This window comes from Flavobacterium psychrotrophum (assembly GCF_003403075.1).
GTDB classification, from domain to species: domain Bacteria; phylum Bacteroidota; class Bacteroidia; order Flavobacteriales; family Flavobacteriaceae; genus Flavobacterium; species Flavobacterium psychrotrophum.
Map to the genome: position 1 here is coordinate 305,022 of NZ_CP031557.1, position 18,698 is coordinate 323,719.

The 18,698-nt window shown below is 41.9% G+C and carries 14 protein-coding genes; 11 read left to right on the forward strand and 3 right to left on the reverse strand.

Going from position 1 to position 18,698, the window contains the following annotated elements:
• The first annotated feature begins 119 nt into the window (after window positions 1-119).
• The 11 genes from porU to DYH63_RS01215 all read left to right on the forward strand — a co-directional run bounded on the left by porU (window position 120) and on the right by DYH63_RS01215 (window position 16,133).
• Entirely contained in the window at window positions 120-3,974 is a 3,855-nt protein-coding gene (gene porU / locus DYH63_RS01165) for a type IX secretion system sortase PorU (protein ID WP_116787054.1), read from the forward strand.
• A 42-nt stretch (window positions 3,975-4,016) separates the two neighbouring features.
• On the forward strand, window positions 4,017-5,234 hold the full coding sequence (gene porV / locus DYH63_RS01170; protein ID WP_116787055.1) for a type IX secretion system outer membrane channel protein PorV: 1,218 nt from the start codon (window positions 4,017-4,019) through the stop codon (window positions 5,232-5,234).
• A 3-nt stretch (window positions 5,235-5,237) separates the two neighbouring features.
• On the forward strand, window positions 5,238-5,720 hold the full coding sequence (locus DYH63_RS01175; protein WP_116787056.1) for a cytidine deaminase: 483 nt from the start codon (window positions 5,238-5,240) through the stop codon (window positions 5,718-5,720).
• A 194-nt stretch (window positions 5,721-5,914) separates the two neighbouring features.
• A complete protein-coding gene (pdhA, locus tag DYH63_RS01180) occupies window positions 5,915-6,916 on the forward strand; it encodes a pyruvate dehydrogenase (acetyl-transferring) E1 component subunit alpha (protein ID WP_116787057.1) in 1,002 nt (333 codons plus the stop codon).
• 3 nt (window positions 6,917-6,919) lie between these two features.
• Window positions 6,920-8,602, forward strand: a complete 1,683-nt coding sequence (locus DYH63_RS01185) for a pyruvate dehydrogenase complex dihydrolipoamide acetyltransferase (RefSeq protein ID WP_116787058.1) — start codon at window positions 6,920-6,922, stop codon at window positions 8,600-8,602.
• A 222-nt stretch (window positions 8,603-8,824) separates the two neighbouring features.
• Window positions 8,825-9,436 carry an alpha-ketoglutarate-dependent dioxygenase AlkB family protein gene (locus tag DYH63_RS01190; protein WP_116787059.1) on the forward strand — a complete coding sequence of 204 codons (612 nt, stop codon included), beginning with the start codon at window positions 8,825-8,827 and terminating at the stop codon, window positions 9,434-9,436.
• Window positions 9,437-9,483: 47 nt separating this feature from the next.
• Window positions 9,484-10,437 (forward strand): M28 family metallopeptidase, encoded by a 954-nt coding sequence (locus DYH63_RS01195; RefSeq protein WP_116787060.1) that lies wholly within the window; start codon window positions 9,484-9,486, stop codon window positions 10,435-10,437.
• Window positions 10,437-11,117: an SDR family NAD(P)-dependent oxidoreductase gene (locus tag DYH63_RS01200; protein WP_116787061.1), complete on the forward strand. Its 681-nt coding sequence runs from the start codon at window positions 10,437-10,439 to the stop codon at window positions 11,115-11,117. Before DYH63_RS01195 ends, DYH63_RS01200 begins: the two co-directional genes overlap by 1 nt.
• Window positions 11,118-11,120: 3 nt before the next feature.
• Window positions 11,121-11,720, forward strand: a complete 600-nt coding sequence (locus tag DYH63_RS01205) for a SprT-like domain-containing protein (RefSeq protein WP_116787062.1) — start codon at window positions 11,121-11,123, stop codon at window positions 11,718-11,720.
• A gap of 145 nt (window positions 11,721-11,865) precedes the next feature.
• Window positions 11,866-12,702 (forward strand): hypothetical protein, encoded by an 837-nt coding sequence (locus tag DYH63_RS01210; RefSeq protein ID WP_116787063.1) that lies wholly within the window; start codon window positions 11,866-11,868, stop codon window positions 12,700-12,702.
• 248 nt (window positions 12,703-12,950) lie between these two features.
• Window positions 12,951-16,133 carry a T9SS type B sorting domain-containing protein gene (locus tag DYH63_RS01215; protein WP_116787064.1) on the forward strand — a complete coding sequence of 1,061 codons (3,183 nt, stop codon included), beginning with the start codon at window positions 12,951-12,953 and terminating at the stop codon, window positions 16,131-16,133.
• Between the two features lie 41 nt (window positions 16,134-16,174).
• Here the strand turns inward: DYH63_RS01215 and DYH63_RS01220 are convergent, their stop codons facing one another.
• The 3 genes from DYH63_RS01220 to DYH63_RS01230 all read right to left on the reverse strand — a co-directional run bounded on the left by DYH63_RS01220 (window position 16,175) and on the right by DYH63_RS01230 (window position 18,655).
• On the reverse strand, window positions 16,175-16,984 hold the full coding sequence (locus tag DYH63_RS01220) for an ABC transporter ATP-binding protein (RefSeq protein ID WP_116787065.1): 810 nt from the start codon (window positions 16,982-16,984) through the stop codon (window positions 16,175-16,177).
• Window positions 16,984-17,724, reverse strand: coding sequence for an MlaE family ABC transporter permease (locus DYH63_RS01225; protein WP_116787066.1), 741 nt, complete (start codon window positions 17,722-17,724; stop codon window positions 16,984-16,986). Before DYH63_RS01225 ends, DYH63_RS01220 begins: the two co-directional genes overlap by 1 nt.
• An 82-nt stretch (window positions 17,725-17,806) precedes the next feature.
• Window positions 17,807-18,655, reverse strand: a complete 849-nt coding sequence (locus DYH63_RS01230) for a glycosyltransferase family 2 protein (protein WP_116787067.1) — start codon at window positions 18,653-18,655, stop codon at window positions 17,807-17,809.
• Window positions 18,656-18,698: the final 43 nt, after the last annotated feature.

Sequence of the window (18,698 nt, forward strand, 5' to 3'; positions counted from 1 at the left end):
CTAAAATTATGTTAAATGTACATTTTAATAACGCTCCTTTTGAAGTAATATTGCAAAAGGAATTATTAAATATTTTTTTTTACCTGTAATATAACGCTTTTTTTAGCGTTTTCCAATTGATGAAAAAGAGCTTTTTTTATATACTAATTTTGTTTTCAGCGCTTTTACATGCTCAACAGCGTGAAGATGTCATCTTAAACTGGACCGAAATAGCCAGTACAACAGTGGGAGACTATACTGTTAGCATACCTCATTTTGATGCGTCTTATATGGATTTTAACGCATCTGCGGGTGTGCTTTTATTTCGTTACGGTATTGCTGTGGGTGGTAAGCTTGATGATAGTTCTTTGCGTATTACTAATTTAGTGTATGAAGATGTAAGTGCGGTGCAGCTTGGTGGTCTTAATCGGGCCAATATGCCGTCTGTCATTAATGCGGTGCTTAGCTCTGTAAATGCAAGGGGGCAATGGTCTGCCAGGTTAAGCCTTAATCCTATTATTAAGAGTGGTTCGGGTTATAAGCGTGTAAAGTCATTTAGCTTTACTTATGATAATGACCGCAATGCACAACGTAGTACTTCCGCTGCTAACATTATATCTAATTCGGTGCTTAATTCCGGTGGGTGGCACCGTTTTTATGTAGAAAAGTCGGGTGTCTATAAAATTACACGCGCTTTTTTAAGTAGCCTTGGTTTTGATACCAATACAGATCCGCGTACTATAAAAATTTACGGCAATGGTGGCCGTATGCTTCCAATGTCAAACAGTACGTATTATCCTATGGATCTGGCTGAAAATGCCGTTCGGTTTGTAGGTGAGGAAGATGGTGTGTTTGATAGTAATGATTACATCCTTTTTTATGCCGAAGGGGTTGATAACTGGAATGCGGAAAGCCGTACAAATAATAATCTTTTTTCAGACCGCTCGTATTACTACGTTACAGCGGGTGCATCACCGGGTAAGCGTGTCCAGGCGCTGGTGCAGCCTACGGCGTCTCCTGTAATTACAACAGGTGTTTTTGATGACTACCTATACCATGAAAAAGATCTTGTAAACATTGCAAGGCTTGGTCGTAAATGGCATGGCGAAGCGTTTAATGTAGAGAACGAACAAACTTTTGAATTTTCTGTACCCGATATTGTAACAACAGAGCCGGTAACCCTGGCGGTAAGTGCTGCTGCTAATTCTGTAAGTTCGTCTACTATGGCGGTTGAAGCAAATGGTGCAGCTGCGGGTACGATAAGTTTTATAGGTACACCAAGTAGTCTTGTTCTTGCAATAGATGGTTATTATTCGGGCACATTTGTATCTGCGGGTAGTACTATAAAAATTAAGCTTACCTATAATAATAATGGTGTGCCTTCTGCCGGTGCGTGGCTCGATTATATAACCCTGCAGGCAAAACGTACACTTAAGGGCGGTATAAAGCAATATAGATTTAAGCTTAATGCAGCACAGTCAGCTCTTGGGCCGATAAAATATGATTTCACATCGGCGGCTTCTATTAGTGAGGTTTGGGATGTTACTGATATTTATAATGCCACGACAATGGCTAATACTACGGGTGCTTCGTTTTCTTTTACGGGCAGTGGGGGCGAGGTGCGGCAATATGTTGCAGTAGTACCGTCAGATTACTATATGCCGCTTCGCGATGCTAAACCCCGGGTGGCTAACCAAAACCTTAAAGGGACAATATTTAAAAATGCTCAGGGGCAATTTCAGGATATTGACTACCTTATTATAACACCACAGTTTTTAAATGCCAGTGCTGAGAGCCTGGCAGCCATCCATCGTAACCGCGAAGGGCTGAATGTAAAAGTGGTAAACCTCGAAAGTATCTATGAAGAGTTTTCGTCTGGTAAGCAGGATATAGGAGCGATACGCAATTTTGTAAAGTATGTTTATAACAATGCGTCTTCTGTAGATAAGCGGGTTAAATACCTTAACCTTTTTGGAGATGCGTCTTTTGATTATAAAAACCGTATTCCCCGAAATACAAATATAGTGCCTACAGTGCACGGTATAAATCTGTCTAACACGGGAGAGGGTAATTATAGCCTTACAAATACCTTTGTTACAGACGATTTTTATGGTGCAATGGATGATAATGAGGGGTTGATGACGAGTGCTTCAGACTATGGACTTGATATAGCTGTGGGGCGTATGCTGGTAACGACCGTTGCAGATGCCGGGCAAATGATAAATAAGGTGGTAGAATATCTTAGTGAAGAGTCGTATGGCCGCTGGCGTAATGAATATGTTATGCTTGCTGATGATGTTGATGTGAGGGGGACTGATGTTTTTATAGACTCTCTGGAAGGCATTGCAGGATCAATTGCGCAGTATAAAAATTTTATCAATATGCGCAAAGTGTACATGGATGCCTATGTGCAGCAGGCGTCATCGGGTGGGCAGCGCTACCCGGATGCTAAAGAAGAACTTTTGCGTTATATAAACTATGGAGCGCTTGTTGTAAACTATTTGGGACATGGTAGCGAACTTGGTATGGCTTCAGAACGTATTTTTGGAGCAACAGATGCTCAGGGTCTTACTAACCAATATAAATATCCTTTGTTTATAACCACTACCTGCGAGCTTACTAAATTTGATAATCCATATTTGGAGTCAACTGGAGAGCTTATATATAAAAACCCTGTAGGTGGTGCAATTGCTATGATAACCACAACCCGTGCTATATTTATAAATGAAGCGAAAGAACTTAATAAATTGCTTTCCGGGTATCTTTATTCATATACGCCAACTAATACATATGATTACCCCAGTATGGCAGAGGCTTTTAGAAGGACAAAAGCTTCTGTAAATGGCCCCAGCCAGTTTAAAACCTGTTCATCTTTCATTGGCGATCCTGCGCTGCATCTTGCTGTGCCAAAGATTAATATCGTACTTACAAAAATTAATGATGTACCTGTGGCAGAGTCTACAGAAACACTAAAATCGTTGTCTTATGTAAAGCTGTCAGGACAGGTTACTAACGAGGCCGGTGTTGTTCTTAGTGGTTACAATGGCGAGGTTCAGGCTACCGTTTTTGATAAGCCTACGGCGCGTACCACGCTAAATAATGATAATCAAGATATAAAGAGACCGTTTACTACACTCGGCGAAGCCATTTTTAGGGGAAATGCTACAGTAACTAATGGCCAATTTGATTTTGGCTTTGTAGTGCCGCGAGACATTCGCGTGCCGGTGGGTAACGGGCGCGTAAGTTTTTATTCTAAAAAGAATGGCGTTCTCGAAGATCAGACGGGGGTAGATGTTGCTATCCGGGTAGGTGGTGTTAATCCTAATGCAGAGGCAGATACGACCCCGCCCACAGTTACGCTGTACATGAACGATGAATCGTTTGTTTCGGGCGGTATTACAAATGATGCCCCTATATTGTTGGCATATCTTGCAGATGCGCACGGTATCAACACATCAAGTGGTATAGGCCATGATATCATAGGGATACTTGATGGTAATGAAACAAGTCCATTCCTTATGAACGATTATTATGAAGCCGATGCTAACGATCATACACGTGGCAAGGTGCATTATCCATTTGTAAACCTTTCTAAAGGTATTCATACCCTTACTTTTAAAGCATGGGATGTGTATAACAACCTTGTTACCACAGAAATTCAATTTGTAGTAACCGGTAGCGATGAATTGCAGTTAGAGAAGGTGCTTAATTATCCTAACCCGTTTGTTAGTTATACAGAGTTTTGGTTCAATCATAACCGTCCTTTTGAGCCGCTGGATGTTCAGGTGCAGATATTTACTGTAACAGGTAAGATAGTGCGTACCCTTAATCAGCAGGTAACTACAGATGGCTTTTTGAGTCGCGATGTTAAATGGGATGGCCGCGACGATTTTGGCGATAAAATAGGTAAGGGTGTGTATATTTACAAGCTTACCGTACGTTCTTCATCCACAAATAAAAAGGCAGAAAAGTTTGAAAAACTTGTATTGCTGTAAAAAATAGTATATTTGTCTCCCTTAAATTCATACAACCACATAATGAAAAAGATTCTTTTAGCAGCCCTTTGCGTCTTAGGTGTCCAGGTGGCTAAAGCCCAAAATAACGATCGTGTTATAACTACCGGTGTTCCCTTTTTACTAATTGCCGCAGATGCCCGTGCCGCGGGTATGGCAGACCAGGGTGTTGCAACATCATCAGATGCTTACTCACAACAATGGAATCCCGCTAAGTATGCTTTTGCATTAAAAGAGCAGGGTGTTTCATTTAGTTATACACCATACCTTACAAGTATTGCAAATGATATTTCGCTTGGGCAGGTAACATATTACAATAAAATTAATGAACAGAGCGCCTTTGGCGCCAGCCTTCGTTATTTTGGTCTTGGAGATATTGAGCTTAGGCAAACACCAGATCCGGATGAGCCTGTAGTAACACGCAGCCCAAATGAACTTGCTGTAGACCTTTCGTACTCGCTAAAACTTAGCGAACATTTTTCGATGGCAGTTGCAGGTCGTTTTATTAACTCTAACCTTCGTATTCCGGAAGCCGTAGGTGGTAGCAGCGATGCAAGCGCAGCCAGGACATATGCATTTGACGTAGCAGGTTTTTATCAAAGCGAAGAAACGGCTTATACAGATTTTGATGGTCGCTGGAGGGCTGGTTTCAACTTTCAGAACCTTGGGCCTAAAATTAGCTATGACGGTAATGATATAGATGATAACTTTATTCCTGCCAATTTAAGGCTGGGTGGTGGCTTCGATTTTATTTTTGACGAATACAATACTGTGGGTGTTAGTGTAGAGTTTGCTAAGTTGCTTGTTCCTACACCTCCTGCAACTGTTGCTCCTATAGATGCAGATGGCGATGGCGAAATAAGCGGTGCAGAACAGGAAGTTGCAAACCAGGCATATGATGATAAGCTAAGTAGTTATAACCGTACAAACTGGGTGTCTGGGGCTTTAAAATCATTTGGAGATGCTCCGGGTGGTTTTGGCGAAGAGCTAAAAGAAATAACGTACTCTGTAGGTGCTGAGTATACTTACAATCAGGCGTTCAACCTGCGTATGGGGTACTTTAATGAGAACCAGCAAAAAGGTGCGCGTAAGTTTTTCTCTCTTGGTGCCGGTTTTAAATACACCACACTTAAGATAGACCTTTCTTACCTGTTCTCTGCTTCAACAGTAAGAAACCCGCTTGAAAATACATTACGTTTTTCGCTTACCTTTAACTTTGGCGACGATTACGACGAATATTAGTAGATGGAACAATTAAGTATTACCACAACGTTTAACGTTTATCCGTCTGCAGCGGCATTGCCTGCCGATGTGCAGCAGCTAATGGAAAAAGCTGTAGCGGCCAGGAATAACGCATATGCACCTTATTCTAAATTTAGGGTAGGAGCAGCTTTGCTGCTTGATAACGGCGAAGTGGTTGTAGGGTCTAACCAGGAAAATGCAGCATATCCCAGCGGGCTTTGTGCCGAGAGGGTGGCTATATTTCATTCAGGTGCAGTTTATCCGCATGCTAAGATTTTGAAAATGGCCATAACCGCCGCTTCTGAGGGTAGGCTGGTTGATAGTCCTATACCGCCTTGTGGTGCCTGTAGGCAGTCAATAGGTGAATATGAGCTAAAGCAGGATACGCCTATTGAGATCTGGTTTATGGGAGAAGAAGGCAAAGTATACTGTTCTGAATCGTTAAAAAACTTACTGCCCCTTGTTTTTGGGAGCAAAGATTTATAGTACAAAGGGGATTGTTTTTTCAATCCCCTTTATTTTTTTACCCTGTATTTTAAAAAATAGTAAAATACTTGGTGTAAATTTTTTAGTTATAAAAGGGATGTGCTATTTTTGCCTGTCGCAAATTTGTGTGAGGAAAACAGTTTGCGTATCTCTTTAAATTTTTTTTAAGTACCACGAGCAACATTAATTGAGCAATGAAAGAAATAACAAAAGAAGTATACCTGAAATGGTATGAAGACATGCAATTTTGGAGAAAGTTTGAAGACAAGCTTGCGGCTTTATACATTCAGCAAAAAGTTAGGGGTTTCCTCCACTTATACAATGGCCAGGAAGCAGTATTAGCCGGGGCACTTCATGCCATGGAACTTGGTAAAGACAAAATGATAACTGCTTACCGTAACCACGTTCAGCCTATAGGTATGGGTGTAGACCCACGCCGCGTTATGGCAGAACTTCTTGGTAAAGGCACAGGTACTTCTAAAGGGCTTGGCGGTTCTATGCACATCTTCTCTAAAGAAAAAGGTTTTTATGGCGGTCACGGTATTGTGGGTGGCCAGATACCTCTTGGCGCAGGTCTTGCCTTTGCCGATAAATATTTTGAAACCGGTGGTGTAACCATGACCTATTTTGGTGACGGTGCTGCACGCCAGGGATCGCTTCACGAAGCATTTAACATGGCTATGCTATGGAAGCTTCCTGTAGTATTCATCGTAGAAAATAACGGTTATGCAATGGGTACATCTGTAGAGCGTACCGCTAACCATACAGATATCTGGAAACTTGGTCTTGGTTATGAAATGCCATGTGGCCCTGTAGACGGTATGAACCCTGTAAAAGTAGCTGAGGCTATGACAGAGGCTATAGAGCGCGCACGTCGTGGCGATGGCCCTACCTTCCTTGAAATGAAAACGTACCGTTACCGTGGTCACTCTATGAGTGATGCACAGCACTACCGTACTAAAGAAGAAGTAGAAGAGTACAAAAAAATAGACCCTATTACCCAGGTGCTTGATGTTATCAAAGAAAATAACTACGCAACGGATGAGGAAATAGAAGCTATTGATAACAGGGTTAAAGATCTTGTTGCTGAATGCGAGAAATTTGCTGAGGAGTCTGACTATCCGGAGCTAAGCGTAATGTATGACGTAGTGTACGATCAGGAAAACTATCCATTCTTACCACATAAACTAAAATAACACATGGCAAAGATTATAACCATGCCGCGCCTTAGCGATACCATGACAGAAGGTACCGTTGCAACGTGGCTAAAGAAAGTGGGCGACACAATAAAAGAAGGTGATATACTTGCAGAAATTGAAACTGATAAGGCCACTATGGAATTTGAGGCTTTTGATGCAGGTACTTTATTATATATAGGAATCCAGGAAGGCGATACTGCCCCTGTAGACAGTGTTCTTGCCGTTATAGGTAAAGAAGGCGAAGATTATAAGGCACTTCTTGACGGTAAAGGTGGCGATGCCCCTGCTGAAGAGAAGAAGGAAGCTCCTAAAGCTGAGGAAGCTAAAGCTGAGGTTAAGGAAGAGAAAAAAGAGGAGCCAAAAGCGGCTGCTCCGGCTGAACTTCCTAAAGGTGTTATAGTAGTTACTATGCCACGCCTTAGCGATACCATGACTGATGGTACTGTAGCTACATGGCTTAAAAAAGTAGGAGACGAAGTTAAAGAAGGAGATATCCTGGCTGAGATCGAAACGGACAAAGCTACTATGGAGTTTGAATCTTTTAACGCCGGTACATTACTTTATATTGGTGTTAATGAAGGCGAAACTGCTCCTGTAGACAGTACACTTGCTATCATAGGACCTGCGGGAACTGATGTTAGCGCGTTTAAAGATGGTGGTGCTCCTGCCGTAGCTGCTCCTAAAGAAGAAGCTAAGGCTGAAGATAAAAAAGAAGCTGCTCCTGCAAAAGAAGAGGCTAAAGAAGATACTACTGAAGAAGTTGCTACTGCAAACGGAGGCAGGGTATTTGTATCGCCACTTGCTCGTAAAATAGCTAAAGATAAAGGTGTAGACCTTGCTAAAGTAAAAGGATCTGGCGAAAACGGACGTATTGTTAAGAAAGATATTGAGAACTATACTCCGGCTGCTGCTGCACCGGCTCCGGCTAAAGAAGCTGCTCCTGCTGCTAAAGAAGCTGCTCCTGCTAAGGCTGCTGCTCCTGTATACGTTCCGTCTGGTGAAGTTGCTACAGAAGAGGTTAAGAACAACCAGATGCGTAAGGTTATTGCCCGTCGCCTGGCTGAATCTAAATTTACCGCTCCTGAATATAGCCTTACCATAGAACTTGACATGGACAGTGCTATTGCAAGCCGTAATGTTATTAACGCTGTGCCGGATACTAAAGTGTCGTTTAACGACATGGTAGTTAAAGCATGTGCTATGGCGCTACGCAAGCACCCACAGGTTAATACCCAGTGGAAAGAAGACGTTACTATTTACAACAAACACATTAGCATAGGTGTTGCTGTTGCTGTAGAAGACGGCCTTCTTGTACCGGTACTTAAATTTACCGATAACATGAGTCTTACTCAAATTGGTGCTTCGGTACGTGATCTTGCTGGTAAAGCGAAAAACAAAAAACTGGCTCCTGCCGAAATGGAAGGTAGTACGTTTACCGTATCTAACCTTGGTATGTTTGGTATCAGCGAGTTTACTTCAATTATCAACCAGCCTAACTCGGCTATCCTTTCTGTAGGTGCTATCATCCAGAAACCGGTTGTTAAGAACGGACAGATTGTAGTAGGCAATACAATGACGGTAACACTAACGTGCGATCACCGTACTATTGATGGCGCTACAGGGGCACAATTCCTGCAAACGCTTAAACAATACATTGAGAACCCTGTAACCATGCTTGCATAAGTTATAGTGTTTATAGTATATCATGAACCCGTGCTGAAAAGTACGGGTTTTTTTTGGCCTCACCCCAGCCCTCTCCGAAGGAGAGGGAGCGGCTTCACTCAGCCGTACTGTCATCGCGAGCGGAGGGACGGAGCGTGGCGATCTTTTTAGAATTATCATTTTTAATAATAGTGTTTATCGACTGACGCCAAATTGTTCTTACAGCTATTGTATCTTTACATTATGTTAGACCTTTTTAACCCTGAACCCGATACCTCCCAAAACCTACTCCCCAAAGATGGCACCGTGAATTACTACGGCCACATCATGCCATTGGCGAAAGCCAATCATTATCGTGATGTGCTGCTCAATACTATAGAATGGCGCAACGACGAGGCTGTTATTTTTGGTAAGCTCATTATCACAAAACGTAAAGTAGCCTGGTATGGCGACCGCCCGTTTGAATATACCTATAGTAATACTACCAAGCACGCCCTGTCTTGGACACCAGAGCTCTTAGAACTTAAAAAACTGGCTGAAGAAGTTACCGGAGAAACCTATAATTCCTGTCTTTTAAACCTGTACCATGATGGTAATGAAGGTATGGCCTGGCACAGTGATGCCGAAAGAGACCTGAAGAAAAACGGCGCCATTGCCTCACTTAGTTTTGGTGCAGAGCGTAAGTTTGCTTTTAAGCATAAGGAAGACAAAAGCGTGGTCGATGTGTTTTTAGAACACGGCAGTTTGTTAGTAATGAAAGGTACAACTCAAACCTACTGGCTGCACCGCCTGCCACCTACAAAAAAGGTTACAACTCCGCGGGTAAACCTTACATTTAGGACTATAACAGAGTAGGTGCTGTATCATTTTTATTTCTTATTTTAGCCCTACAAACACAAACCATGAAAAAAATATTTCTTCTTGCCTTATCATTAGGCTGTATTTCGATATCCTGCGCGCAGAAAAAGAAAAAATCTGCTGATTATAAAGTAGACCAAAAGTCGGTAGAGGCTACGCTTAAGTTTTTATCGTCAGACGAATTAAAAGGGCGTATGTCCGGCAGCGAAGGACTTGAAAAAGCAGCCGTTTACCTTGAAGATATTTTTGTGAAAAATGGTGTAAAGCCTTACTTCGCTACCTTTAAAGATACACTTACCAACTATGATAAAGCCACTACCTACAATGTTGTGGGCTATATAGAAGGTACAGATCCTGTACTTAAAAAAGAATTTGTGGTACTGGGTGCACACTATGACCATATAGGGGTAGAGGCAAACCCTACCGGTACAGACAGTATTTATAACGGCGCTAACGATGATGCATCGGGTACTACGGCGGTGGCAGAAATGGTTAATTATTTTGGCAAGATGAAGAATAACAAACGTAGCGTGTTGTTTTGCTTTTTCTCTGGTGAAGAGGAAGGGCTGTTAGGTTCAAGATCGCTGGCTGCCAAATTAAAAAAGCAGGATTTTAACCTATATACCATGCTGGAGTTTGAAATGGTGGGTGTACCCATGAAGCGCGATATCCTGGCATATGTTACCGGTTGGGGTACCAGTAATATGGGGGACAAAATGAACGAGTATGCCGGTAAAAAACTGGTAGGCTATCTTGATGTAGAAATGAAATATCAATTGTTTCGCCGTAGCGATAACTATAGTTTTTATAACGAGTTTCATAAACCATCGCAAACGGTATGTACCTTTGACTTTGAAAATTTTGACTATTACCATCATGTGGATGATGAGTATGAAAATATGAACCTTGCCTCTATGACTAGCTTTATTCAGCAGATGGTACCGGTAATAGCTAAAATGGTTAATGCGCCGGCTGGCGATATTGTAGTAAAAAAATAATGAGTAAAAATATAATTATTACGGGTACAAGCCGTGGCATAGGCCTGGAGCTTGCCCTGCAGTTTGCCGCTGAAGGTCATAAAGTTCTCGCACTTTCGCGCAAAATACCGCAAGCTTTATTGGGTAATGAAAACATTACCTGCCTTTCGGTAGACCTTGCCGACGAAAAGTCTTTAGAAACTGTATTGCCGTTTATAGAAAGCAATTTTAAAACGGTTGATGTCCTTATACATAATGCAGGGGCTTTAGTTTTAAAGCCTTTCGGCGAAATTACTGCGGCTGAGTTCGAGTATATTTATAAAGTAAATGTATTTGGCGTAGCTGCCCTTAACAGGCTTGTCTTGCCATACATGCCTACGGGTAGCCATGTAGTTACCATAAGTAGTATGGGTGGGGTACAGGGCACCATGAAGTTTGCGGGGCTAAGTGCTTACAGCAGTAGCAAAGGTGCGGTAATAACACTTAGTGAGCTATTAGCTGAAGAATATAAAGAAAAAGGAATAGCCTTTAATGTACTGGCACTAGGTGCGGTAAATACTGAGATGCTTCAGGAGGCATTCCCGGGATACGAAGCACCGCTTTCGCCAAAGCAAATGGCCGACTATATTTTTGATTTTGCCCTTACCGGAAATAAGTATTTTAATAGTAAGGTGTTGCAGGTATCATCTACCACCCCTTAATAAATGACAGAGGTATTAGCTAAATATGTGCCCGAGCATGCGGTAGAGCCTGCTTTTGAGCTGATAAAGCTGTATGGGGTGCATCTTAAAATTGTAAACGAGCGCGTTACCCGCCATGGCGACTATCATCGCGATGGTGCTGGTTACCATCGTATTACGGTTAATGCCAGCCTCAATAAATATCGGTTTTTTATTACGCTCATACACGAAATTGCACATTTGGCTGCTTTTGAAAAGTACGGGCGTAATATAAAGCCCCATGGCGACGAATGGAAGTCTACATTTCAACGGCTGATGGTGCCATTTATAAGACCGGAAATTTTTCCTTCACATTTGTTGCCACTTATTGCACGCCACTTTCGTAATCCAAAAGCCAGTAGCGATACAGATGCCACATTATCGCTTGCGTTAAAGCAATATGACGAAAAAGATGAAGATAAGCACTATATCTTTCAGGTGCCTTATGGTGCGCTTTTCAGGATCTACAATGGCAAAATTTTTAAAAAAGGCGCACAGCGTATAAAAAGGTTTGAATGCCAGGAAGTAAAAACCGGGCGCGTTTATCTTTTTAATCCAAATGCCGAGGTAGAATTGCTCCCTTAAGCATTGTTTGTTATAAAGTGTATCTAAAATTGAGATTCTTGCATAGGGTAAAGTTATTTTAACCTGTTATGTTAAAAATATAGATTACTTGTTTTTAATAATAAGTTAATGTTATATTAGGCATTACCAATCTAAGACCTCTTTAATGAAACCAATATTACACATAAGGCAGATATTGTCTGCTGTTTTTTTTCTGTTTTCAGTAAGTTTATTTGCTCAGCTACCTGCTTTTACATTAACTGTTACGCCCACACCACAAACCTGCCTGGGTAATGGGGCATTAACATTTACTACATCGGGTACGGTTTCAGGAGCAAGCATTTCTTACAAAGTATATTTATTGCCAGATACAACTAACCCAATTACCACTACTGCGGCCACATCGTTAAACAGCCTTGTTAGCGGCAGATACACTGTAGAGGCTATACAAATGCTTAACAACCAGTCCAGCTCTGCCTCGGTTACTACCGAAATAATAAATGCTGTGGCAGACCTTAGTTTTACGCCTGTTCCCGGTAATGTTACCTGTAATAACAATGGTACAATTATGGTAAATGTTACGGCGGGTAATGCTGTTTCTTATCAAATTATATCGGGCCCGGTAACAAAGCCTTTACAAAGTTCAAATATTTTTACGGGTCTCCCTGTAGGTTTGTATGGGGTTAGGGTATACGATAACTGTGGTGAAGCTGTTGTGGTTTCGGTAACACTTATACAGGTTAATACCAGTATAAATATTGGGACTGTTACCCTTCCGGGAGGTGCATTGCCATCGTGCAATACTATAAATGTTAGTAACATTGTTTTGGCACCGCCACCATTACAGGTAATTTACCCATTAACGTTGCGATATACTGTAAGTCCTCCGGGGGAGGTACCCCTGTTGTTATTACCAGGACGCTTACATCTGCACCGGATGATAGCCAGGCTGTTTTTGCACTTCCATTTTACAATGGTCAGCAGTACAGTTATACCCTTGTAATTACAGATGGTTGTGGTAATAGTTTTACAAGTGCCAATAATCAGGTAAATACAAAATTTGATGTAAATGCAGAGCTTCAGTTTCCTGATTGTGACGGGCGTTATTTTATACTGGCTCCTAATAATTATACAGCACCATATACCGTAACATTTACTTCGGCTCCGGCAGGCTTTAATGCTGCTGATTATAGCAGCTCATTTCCTACTTATACTACATCCGGCGCTCAGTTTGGCAGCCAGTCACAACAAGTGCCAGAGGGGTCTTACACAGTATCTGTAACAGATGCGTGCGGACGTACTGCGGTACGTACATTTAATGTAATACCGCCCGAAATTTTGCAGCGGGTTGTAACCGAGGCTGAATGCGGTAGCACTACAGGCAATTTGTCTGTTGGCCTGCCGGGGCGTACTATAGCAACAGTTAGCATAACGGCGGCTCCGGCAGCGTATACAGGGCCTGTGCCAGATGATCTTTCGGAGTTTATTAACCCTCTTGGTGTTTTTGTACTTGGCAATACGCCGCTGGGTGATTATACATTTTTTATTACAGATACCTGTGGAGATACCTATACAGCCAATGTTACATTACAACCTACGGGTGCTACAGGCGGCGTTGTGGTAATTCCACGCCCTGGTTGTGAAGAGGGTAAAGGATCTGTAAGGATATATGCCGAAGGCAATGTAGATTTTACATCAGTTACGATTATAGCAGCACCAACTGCATTTACTGAAAATTTACCTTATAACATTAGTTCAAGCATAAACCAAACGGGAAATACTGCCGGAGACGTTTATGTAAATTCATTACCTGAAGGGGAATATAAAATGCGTTTTACAGACAGCTGCGGGTTTACCCAGGAGCAGACTATAACAGTAACAGGGTTTCATGTGAATTCCAGTGAAGTTACAATTATTGAACACTGTGGATCATTTGATATTGACCTTGAATATTATAGTACGGGTGGGTATGCGCAATCATTCTGGCTGCAAAAGTATGATGAAGCAACCGGTACCTGGGGGCATCCGGTAACGGGAGTACCTTACTCTTCCGGACTTCCAGACGTGAGCAATGCTGTGCCGTTAATTGTAAATACGGTTAACATTAATAACCCTTATGTTGGGAGGTTCAGGATACTTAAGTTTTTTTATACTTATGGTAATGGAACAAGCGTTAATAGCCGTTGTATGGAACCGATAGAGGAGTTTACCTTTGATGGCGGGCCAAAGATAGTTGATGCCTACTCCTTTCCATGTGATAATGGCCTGGTAGAAGTAGCACTGGAGGTTACAGGTGTACCACCTTTTATTTACAGCATTACCAGTAAGAACGGCGATACGTCATTTAACATAGATAATCAGGGTAGCAGCCTATTTTCCGGGCTTGAACCAGCAAATTATAATTTTCAGGTTACAGATAGTTGTGGTAATGTGCGCAACAGGGATTTTCTTATTAGAGAAGAAGATCCCATACTCATTACACCTGATGGCTTTTGCGAAGGCGAATACAGTACGCTTACTGCGCCTGGGCTGGTATCTGTTACTTACAAATGGTATAAGCAGGGTAATCCCGGCACTGTACTTAGTACTGCTCCTATGCTGGAGTTTACCGCATATAATTCTGCAACGCAGTCGGGTACTTACGTTCTTGAAATTAAAGCTGTAAACCCTCAGTCGTGCCTTAACCAGACCCTAACTTATAATGTAGCGCCTAATGTTATACCAAATGCAGGTGCAGATGGTACAGACAGTCTTTGTAATCCTTTTACAGCGCTGGATCTTACAACATATTTAGGGACATCATTTGATACGTCAGGAGCCTGGACGGATAATGATGCTACAGGCGCATTAACGGGTGGCTCATTTAATACAGCTCTTGTATCTGCCGGAACTTATCACTTTACCTATACTGTAAACGGCCTCTGTAATCTTATGGATACAGCTACAATAACCATTACTTTAAAAGATACCCCTACAGCACCAAGCCTCCCTCCAATTGCGGGTGTATGCGAAGGAGCTACGGTTATACTTGGGTCGCTTACTTTACCGGGTGTTTCATTTTCATGGACAGGCCCTAATGGATTTACCTCAATAGATCAAAACCCTGTACTGGCAAATATAACGCTGGCGCAGGCAGGAGATTATTACCTAACTGTTTCGGCATTTGGCTGTACTTCGCCGCCATCTAAAGTTACGGTTACTGTAAGCCCATTACCTTATGCAGGTGTTGACGGAACTGATACAATTTGTAATACAGGAGGCAACATTATGCTTAGTTCTTACCTTGGCGCAACATATACCACAGGTGGCACATGGACTGATGTAGACGGCGCGGGAAGCCTTACCGGAGAGGTGTTTAACACAGCGGGTGTTTCCGGAGGTATATATCATTTTAAGTATTCTGTTACAAACTTTTGCAATGTCACAGATGAAGCTATTGTTACCCTGACGCTTAATACCATATTAGCAGCACCGGTACTTGCACCTATACTTCCTGTTTGCGAAGGAGCAAATGTAACGCTTGCAGCTGCGGGAACAATTGTGCCAAATGCGATATATAATTGGACAGGCCCTAATGGTTTTACATCAAACCAGCCTAATCCGGTTATTGTTACTGCAAGCCCTGCGGCATCAGGTATTTATTCACTAATTGTAGAAGTTAACGGTTGTCCTTCTCCGTCTGCTACAGTAAGTGTTGTGGTAAATGCTAATCCGCAGTTTGTTATTGACGGCGATGCTGTACTGTGCGATGGGCAGACTGGCTTGTTAAACGTAAATGCATCAAACTTTATCGGTGCTACTTACAAGTGGTATCTTGATGATGTATTGCAACCATCGGCTACTACCGGTAGTGTACAGATATCTGAAACAGGTGTTTATAAGGTAGAAGTAACAACAAATACCTGTACAACAACACAAGAATTTTTAGTCTCGCCAAATACCAATGCTTTTAACGTAGAATTAGAAGCCGGTTGCGAAAATGAGCGTTATATAATACGTGTTAGTAACCTTGACGAAATTCAGGACATAGCTTCAATAACATGGGAAGGCCCGGATGGATTTAATGCTGTAGGAGAGTCGGCAGATATTACTAATGGCGCAACGGGTATTTATACAGCCCTGATAACAAATACTGATGGCTGTAGTGCTACAGGAAATGTTACTGTAAACAATTCACATTGTTTTATACCTAAGGGGATATCTCCGGGTGATGGACAGTACAATGATAATTTTGACCTAAGCAACCTTGATGTAAGGCATATAAAGATATTTAACCGCTACGGCATGCAGGTGTATGAAAAGGCCAATTACCTTAACGAATGGTATGGGCAGTCTGATAAAGGCGATTTGCCTACGGGCACTTACTTTTATGTAATTACGCTAAGCGAAGGCAAGCAGGTTACCGGATGGGTATATCTTTTAAAAAGGGTGTAAATACAGATAACCGGTTTAAAGCAAAAAAGCTTAGGTACTACCTAAGCTTTTTTGTTATTGTTGTTCTGGTCATGATGATGATGTTCTTCTTCATCTGCCAGGAGGCTCTCGCGTACTTTTTTGAAAAGGTCTGATGAGTATACAAATTCTACAATCGACTTGTTTCGGGTTTCAAGTATCTGTTCGTTATCGCCTTCCCATTCTTTAACCCCATTTTTTAGGAATACGATCTTTTCGCCTATCTGCAATACCGAGTTCATATCGTGGGTATTAATAACCGTTGTTATGTTGTACTCTTTGGTAATTTCCTGTACAAGTTCATCAATTACGATACTTGTTTCAGGGTCAAGTCCAGAGTTAGGCTCATCACAAAACAGGTATTTAGGATTGTTTACTATAGCTCTTGCAATAGCAACCCTTTTTTGCATACCACCCGATATTTCATTCGGGAATTTTTTATTAGCATCTTTCAGGTTTACACGATCCAGTACTTCGTTTACACGATCTTTTATATCCTTGGAGCGCTTATTGGTAAACATCTTAAGCGGAAAAGCCACGTTTTCCTCAACACTCATGCTGTCAAATAGTGCGCTTCCCTGAAATACCATGCCTATTTCGGTACGAAGGGCACGTTTTTCGTCTGGGTTAAGTTCGCTGTATATACGGCCGTCAAAAGATATGGTTCCTGCATCGGGTGTGTGGATGCCCAGCAGTGTTTTTAGCATAACTGTTTTACCGGAGCCGCTTCGGCCAATGATAAGATTGGTCTTACCCGACTCGAATGTAGTAGAAATACCCTTAAGTACCTTAGCTTCGCCAAATGCTTTTTCTATGTCTTTTACCTCTATCATTAGCTTAGTAGTAGTTGGGTTAATATGTAGTCAATAAGGATAATTACCACGCAGCACCATACAAATGATGTTGTACTGGCTTTACCTACCTCAAGCGCGCCACCTTTCATATAAAAACCATGAAATGATGGAATTGTAGCAAGCACAAACCCAAATATGGCTGTTTTAATAAAGGCATATACTATATGAAAAGGAATGAATTCTCTTTGAATACCGGTTAAAAATTCGTCGCTACCTATAAAGCCTCCATAAACCCCTGCAAGCCATCCGCCTATGATGCCTAAAAATATAGATACGGCTATTACAAATGGATATAGTAAAAAGGCCATGATTTTAGGGAAAACAAGGTAATTGAGCGAGTTAACACCCATAACCTCTAGTGCGTCTATCTGCTCTGTTACGCGCATGGTACCTATGCTCGATGTAATGTATGAACCTGCACGCCCTGCCATGATGATGGAAAGGAATGTAGGAGAGAACTCTAATATTACAGACTGCCTGGTGGCAAATGCAATCAGCGATTTAGGAATAAGCGGATTTGTAAGGTTTAGTGCCGTTTGTATGGCAACAACACCGCCTATAAAGAACGATATAAAGGCAACGATACCCATAGATCCGGTAATGAGGTCGTCGATTTCTTTAAAAATTAGAGGCCTCATAACCACCCACTTGGTTGGCTTGTTAAATACCTCTTTTAGCATAAGGAAGTACTTGCCTATCTGATGTAATGCTTTTATCATTTAGTGTCAGGAAATATCGGCTAATGTACCGATTTACATCCGTTTTTTATTGTTAGTTAATAGTTTTTTAATATTTGCGTTATTAAAAAAGCTTCTGTTTCATCTTTTTCCAGCGGTACTTTCTAATAAATTTTGCCTGCTCGGCAGATACTAAAAGTGCTTTGCCTTCGCGCTTAGCCTTAAGGAAACCATTTATGTAATCTACAAATAATAAAGGCTTCTTTTTTCGCATGGCAAGCTTGGCACCTGCAATGGCTGTTATTACAAAACCATAGCCCAAGGTGTAAAATGCTTCGCCCTGTTTGTAGCGTGCTGCTTTATTATAATTGGCTCCCGTAGGTTTTAGGTGCTTTACTTTAAGGCGCTCTATGGTAACTACTTTCCAGTCATAGAATTTTGCGATAAGCTCATCGGCGGTGTCCCAGCCCATGGCAGTACGCAGGCCGCCCATTTGTTTGAACAAATCTTTACGGTAGGCTTTAAATGCCCCGCGAATGTGGTCTTTATCAGTCAGGTTCTCGATTACCCAGTTGCCATTTTTTTCGATATAAGCAAAGCCACCTGCCATGCCCACTTTTTCATCGGCCTTAAATGCATCAAGAACCGTTTCAAAATAATCGGGAGGGAGTATAAGGTCGGCATCCAGCTTTACAATGATGTCATACTCTTCGTCTACGGTAGCATAACCGGCATTAAAAGCCTGTATAACCTTACTGCCGGGCAGGTGTATGGCCTGCGAATCTTTGTTTACCAATGATATCCACGGGTATTTTGCGGCAAACTCCTGCACTATGGCAGCAGTCCTGTCGGTAGAATTATCGTTTACCACCACTGCTTTTGCAGGGAGTATGGTTTGTGCCGCAAGCGACTCAAGGGTTACGCCCATAAAGGCTTCCTCGTTGTGCGCGGGTATTATTGTATAGTATTTCATCCTGAAATATAAAAGAACTGCAAATATCCTTAATTTTGCGCTA

Excerpts from the sequence above, each read along its gene's own strand:
- DYH63_RS01190 (WP_116787059.1), top strand. The coding sequence starts at position 8,825 with ATGTTAGACCTTTTTAACCCTGAACCCGATACCTCCCAAAACCTACTC.
- porV (WP_116787055.1), top strand. The coding sequence starts at position 4,017 with ATGAAAAAGATTCTTTTAGCAGCCCTTTGCGTCTTAGGTGTCCAGGTG.
- DYH63_RS01225 (WP_116787066.1), bottom strand. The coding sequence starts at position 17,724 with ATGATAAAAGCATTACATCAGATAGGCAAGTACTTCCTTATGCTAAAA.
- DYH63_RS01210 (WP_116787063.1), top strand. The coding sequence starts at position 11,866 with ATGAAACCAATATTACACATAAGGCAGATATTGTCTGCTGTTTTTTTT.
- porU (WP_116787054.1), top strand. The coding sequence starts at position 120 with ATGAAAAAGAGCTTTTTTTATATACTAATTTTGTTTTCAGCGCTTTTA.
- DYH63_RS01220 (WP_116787065.1), bottom strand. The coding sequence starts at position 16,984 with ATGATAGAGGTAAAAGACATAGAAAAAGCATTTGGCGAAGCTAAGGTA.
- DYH63_RS01200 (WP_116787061.1), top strand. The coding sequence starts at position 10,437 with ATGAGTAAAAATATAATTATTACGGGTACAAGCCGTGGCATAGGCCTG.
- DYH63_RS01205 (WP_116787062.1), top strand. The coding sequence starts at position 11,121 with ATGACAGAGGTATTAGCTAAATATGTGCCCGAGCATGCGGTAGAGCCT.
- DYH63_RS01230 (WP_116787067.1), bottom strand. The coding sequence starts at position 18,655 with ATGAAATACTATACAATAATACCCGCGCACAACGAGGAAGCCTTTATG.
- DYH63_RS01195 (WP_116787060.1), top strand. The coding sequence starts at position 9,484 with ATGAAAAAAATATTTCTTCTTGCCTTATCATTAGGCTGTATTTCGATA.
- pdhA (WP_116787057.1), top strand. The coding sequence starts at position 5,915 with ATGAAAGAAATAACAAAAGAAGTATACCTGAAATGGTATGAAGACATG.
- DYH63_RS01175 (WP_116787056.1), top strand. The coding sequence starts at position 5,238 with ATGGAACAATTAAGTATTACCACAACGTTTAACGTTTATCCGTCTGCA.
- DYH63_RS01185 (WP_116787058.1), top strand. The coding sequence starts at position 6,920 with ATGGCAAAGATTATAACCATGCCGCGCCTTAGCGATACCATGACAGAA.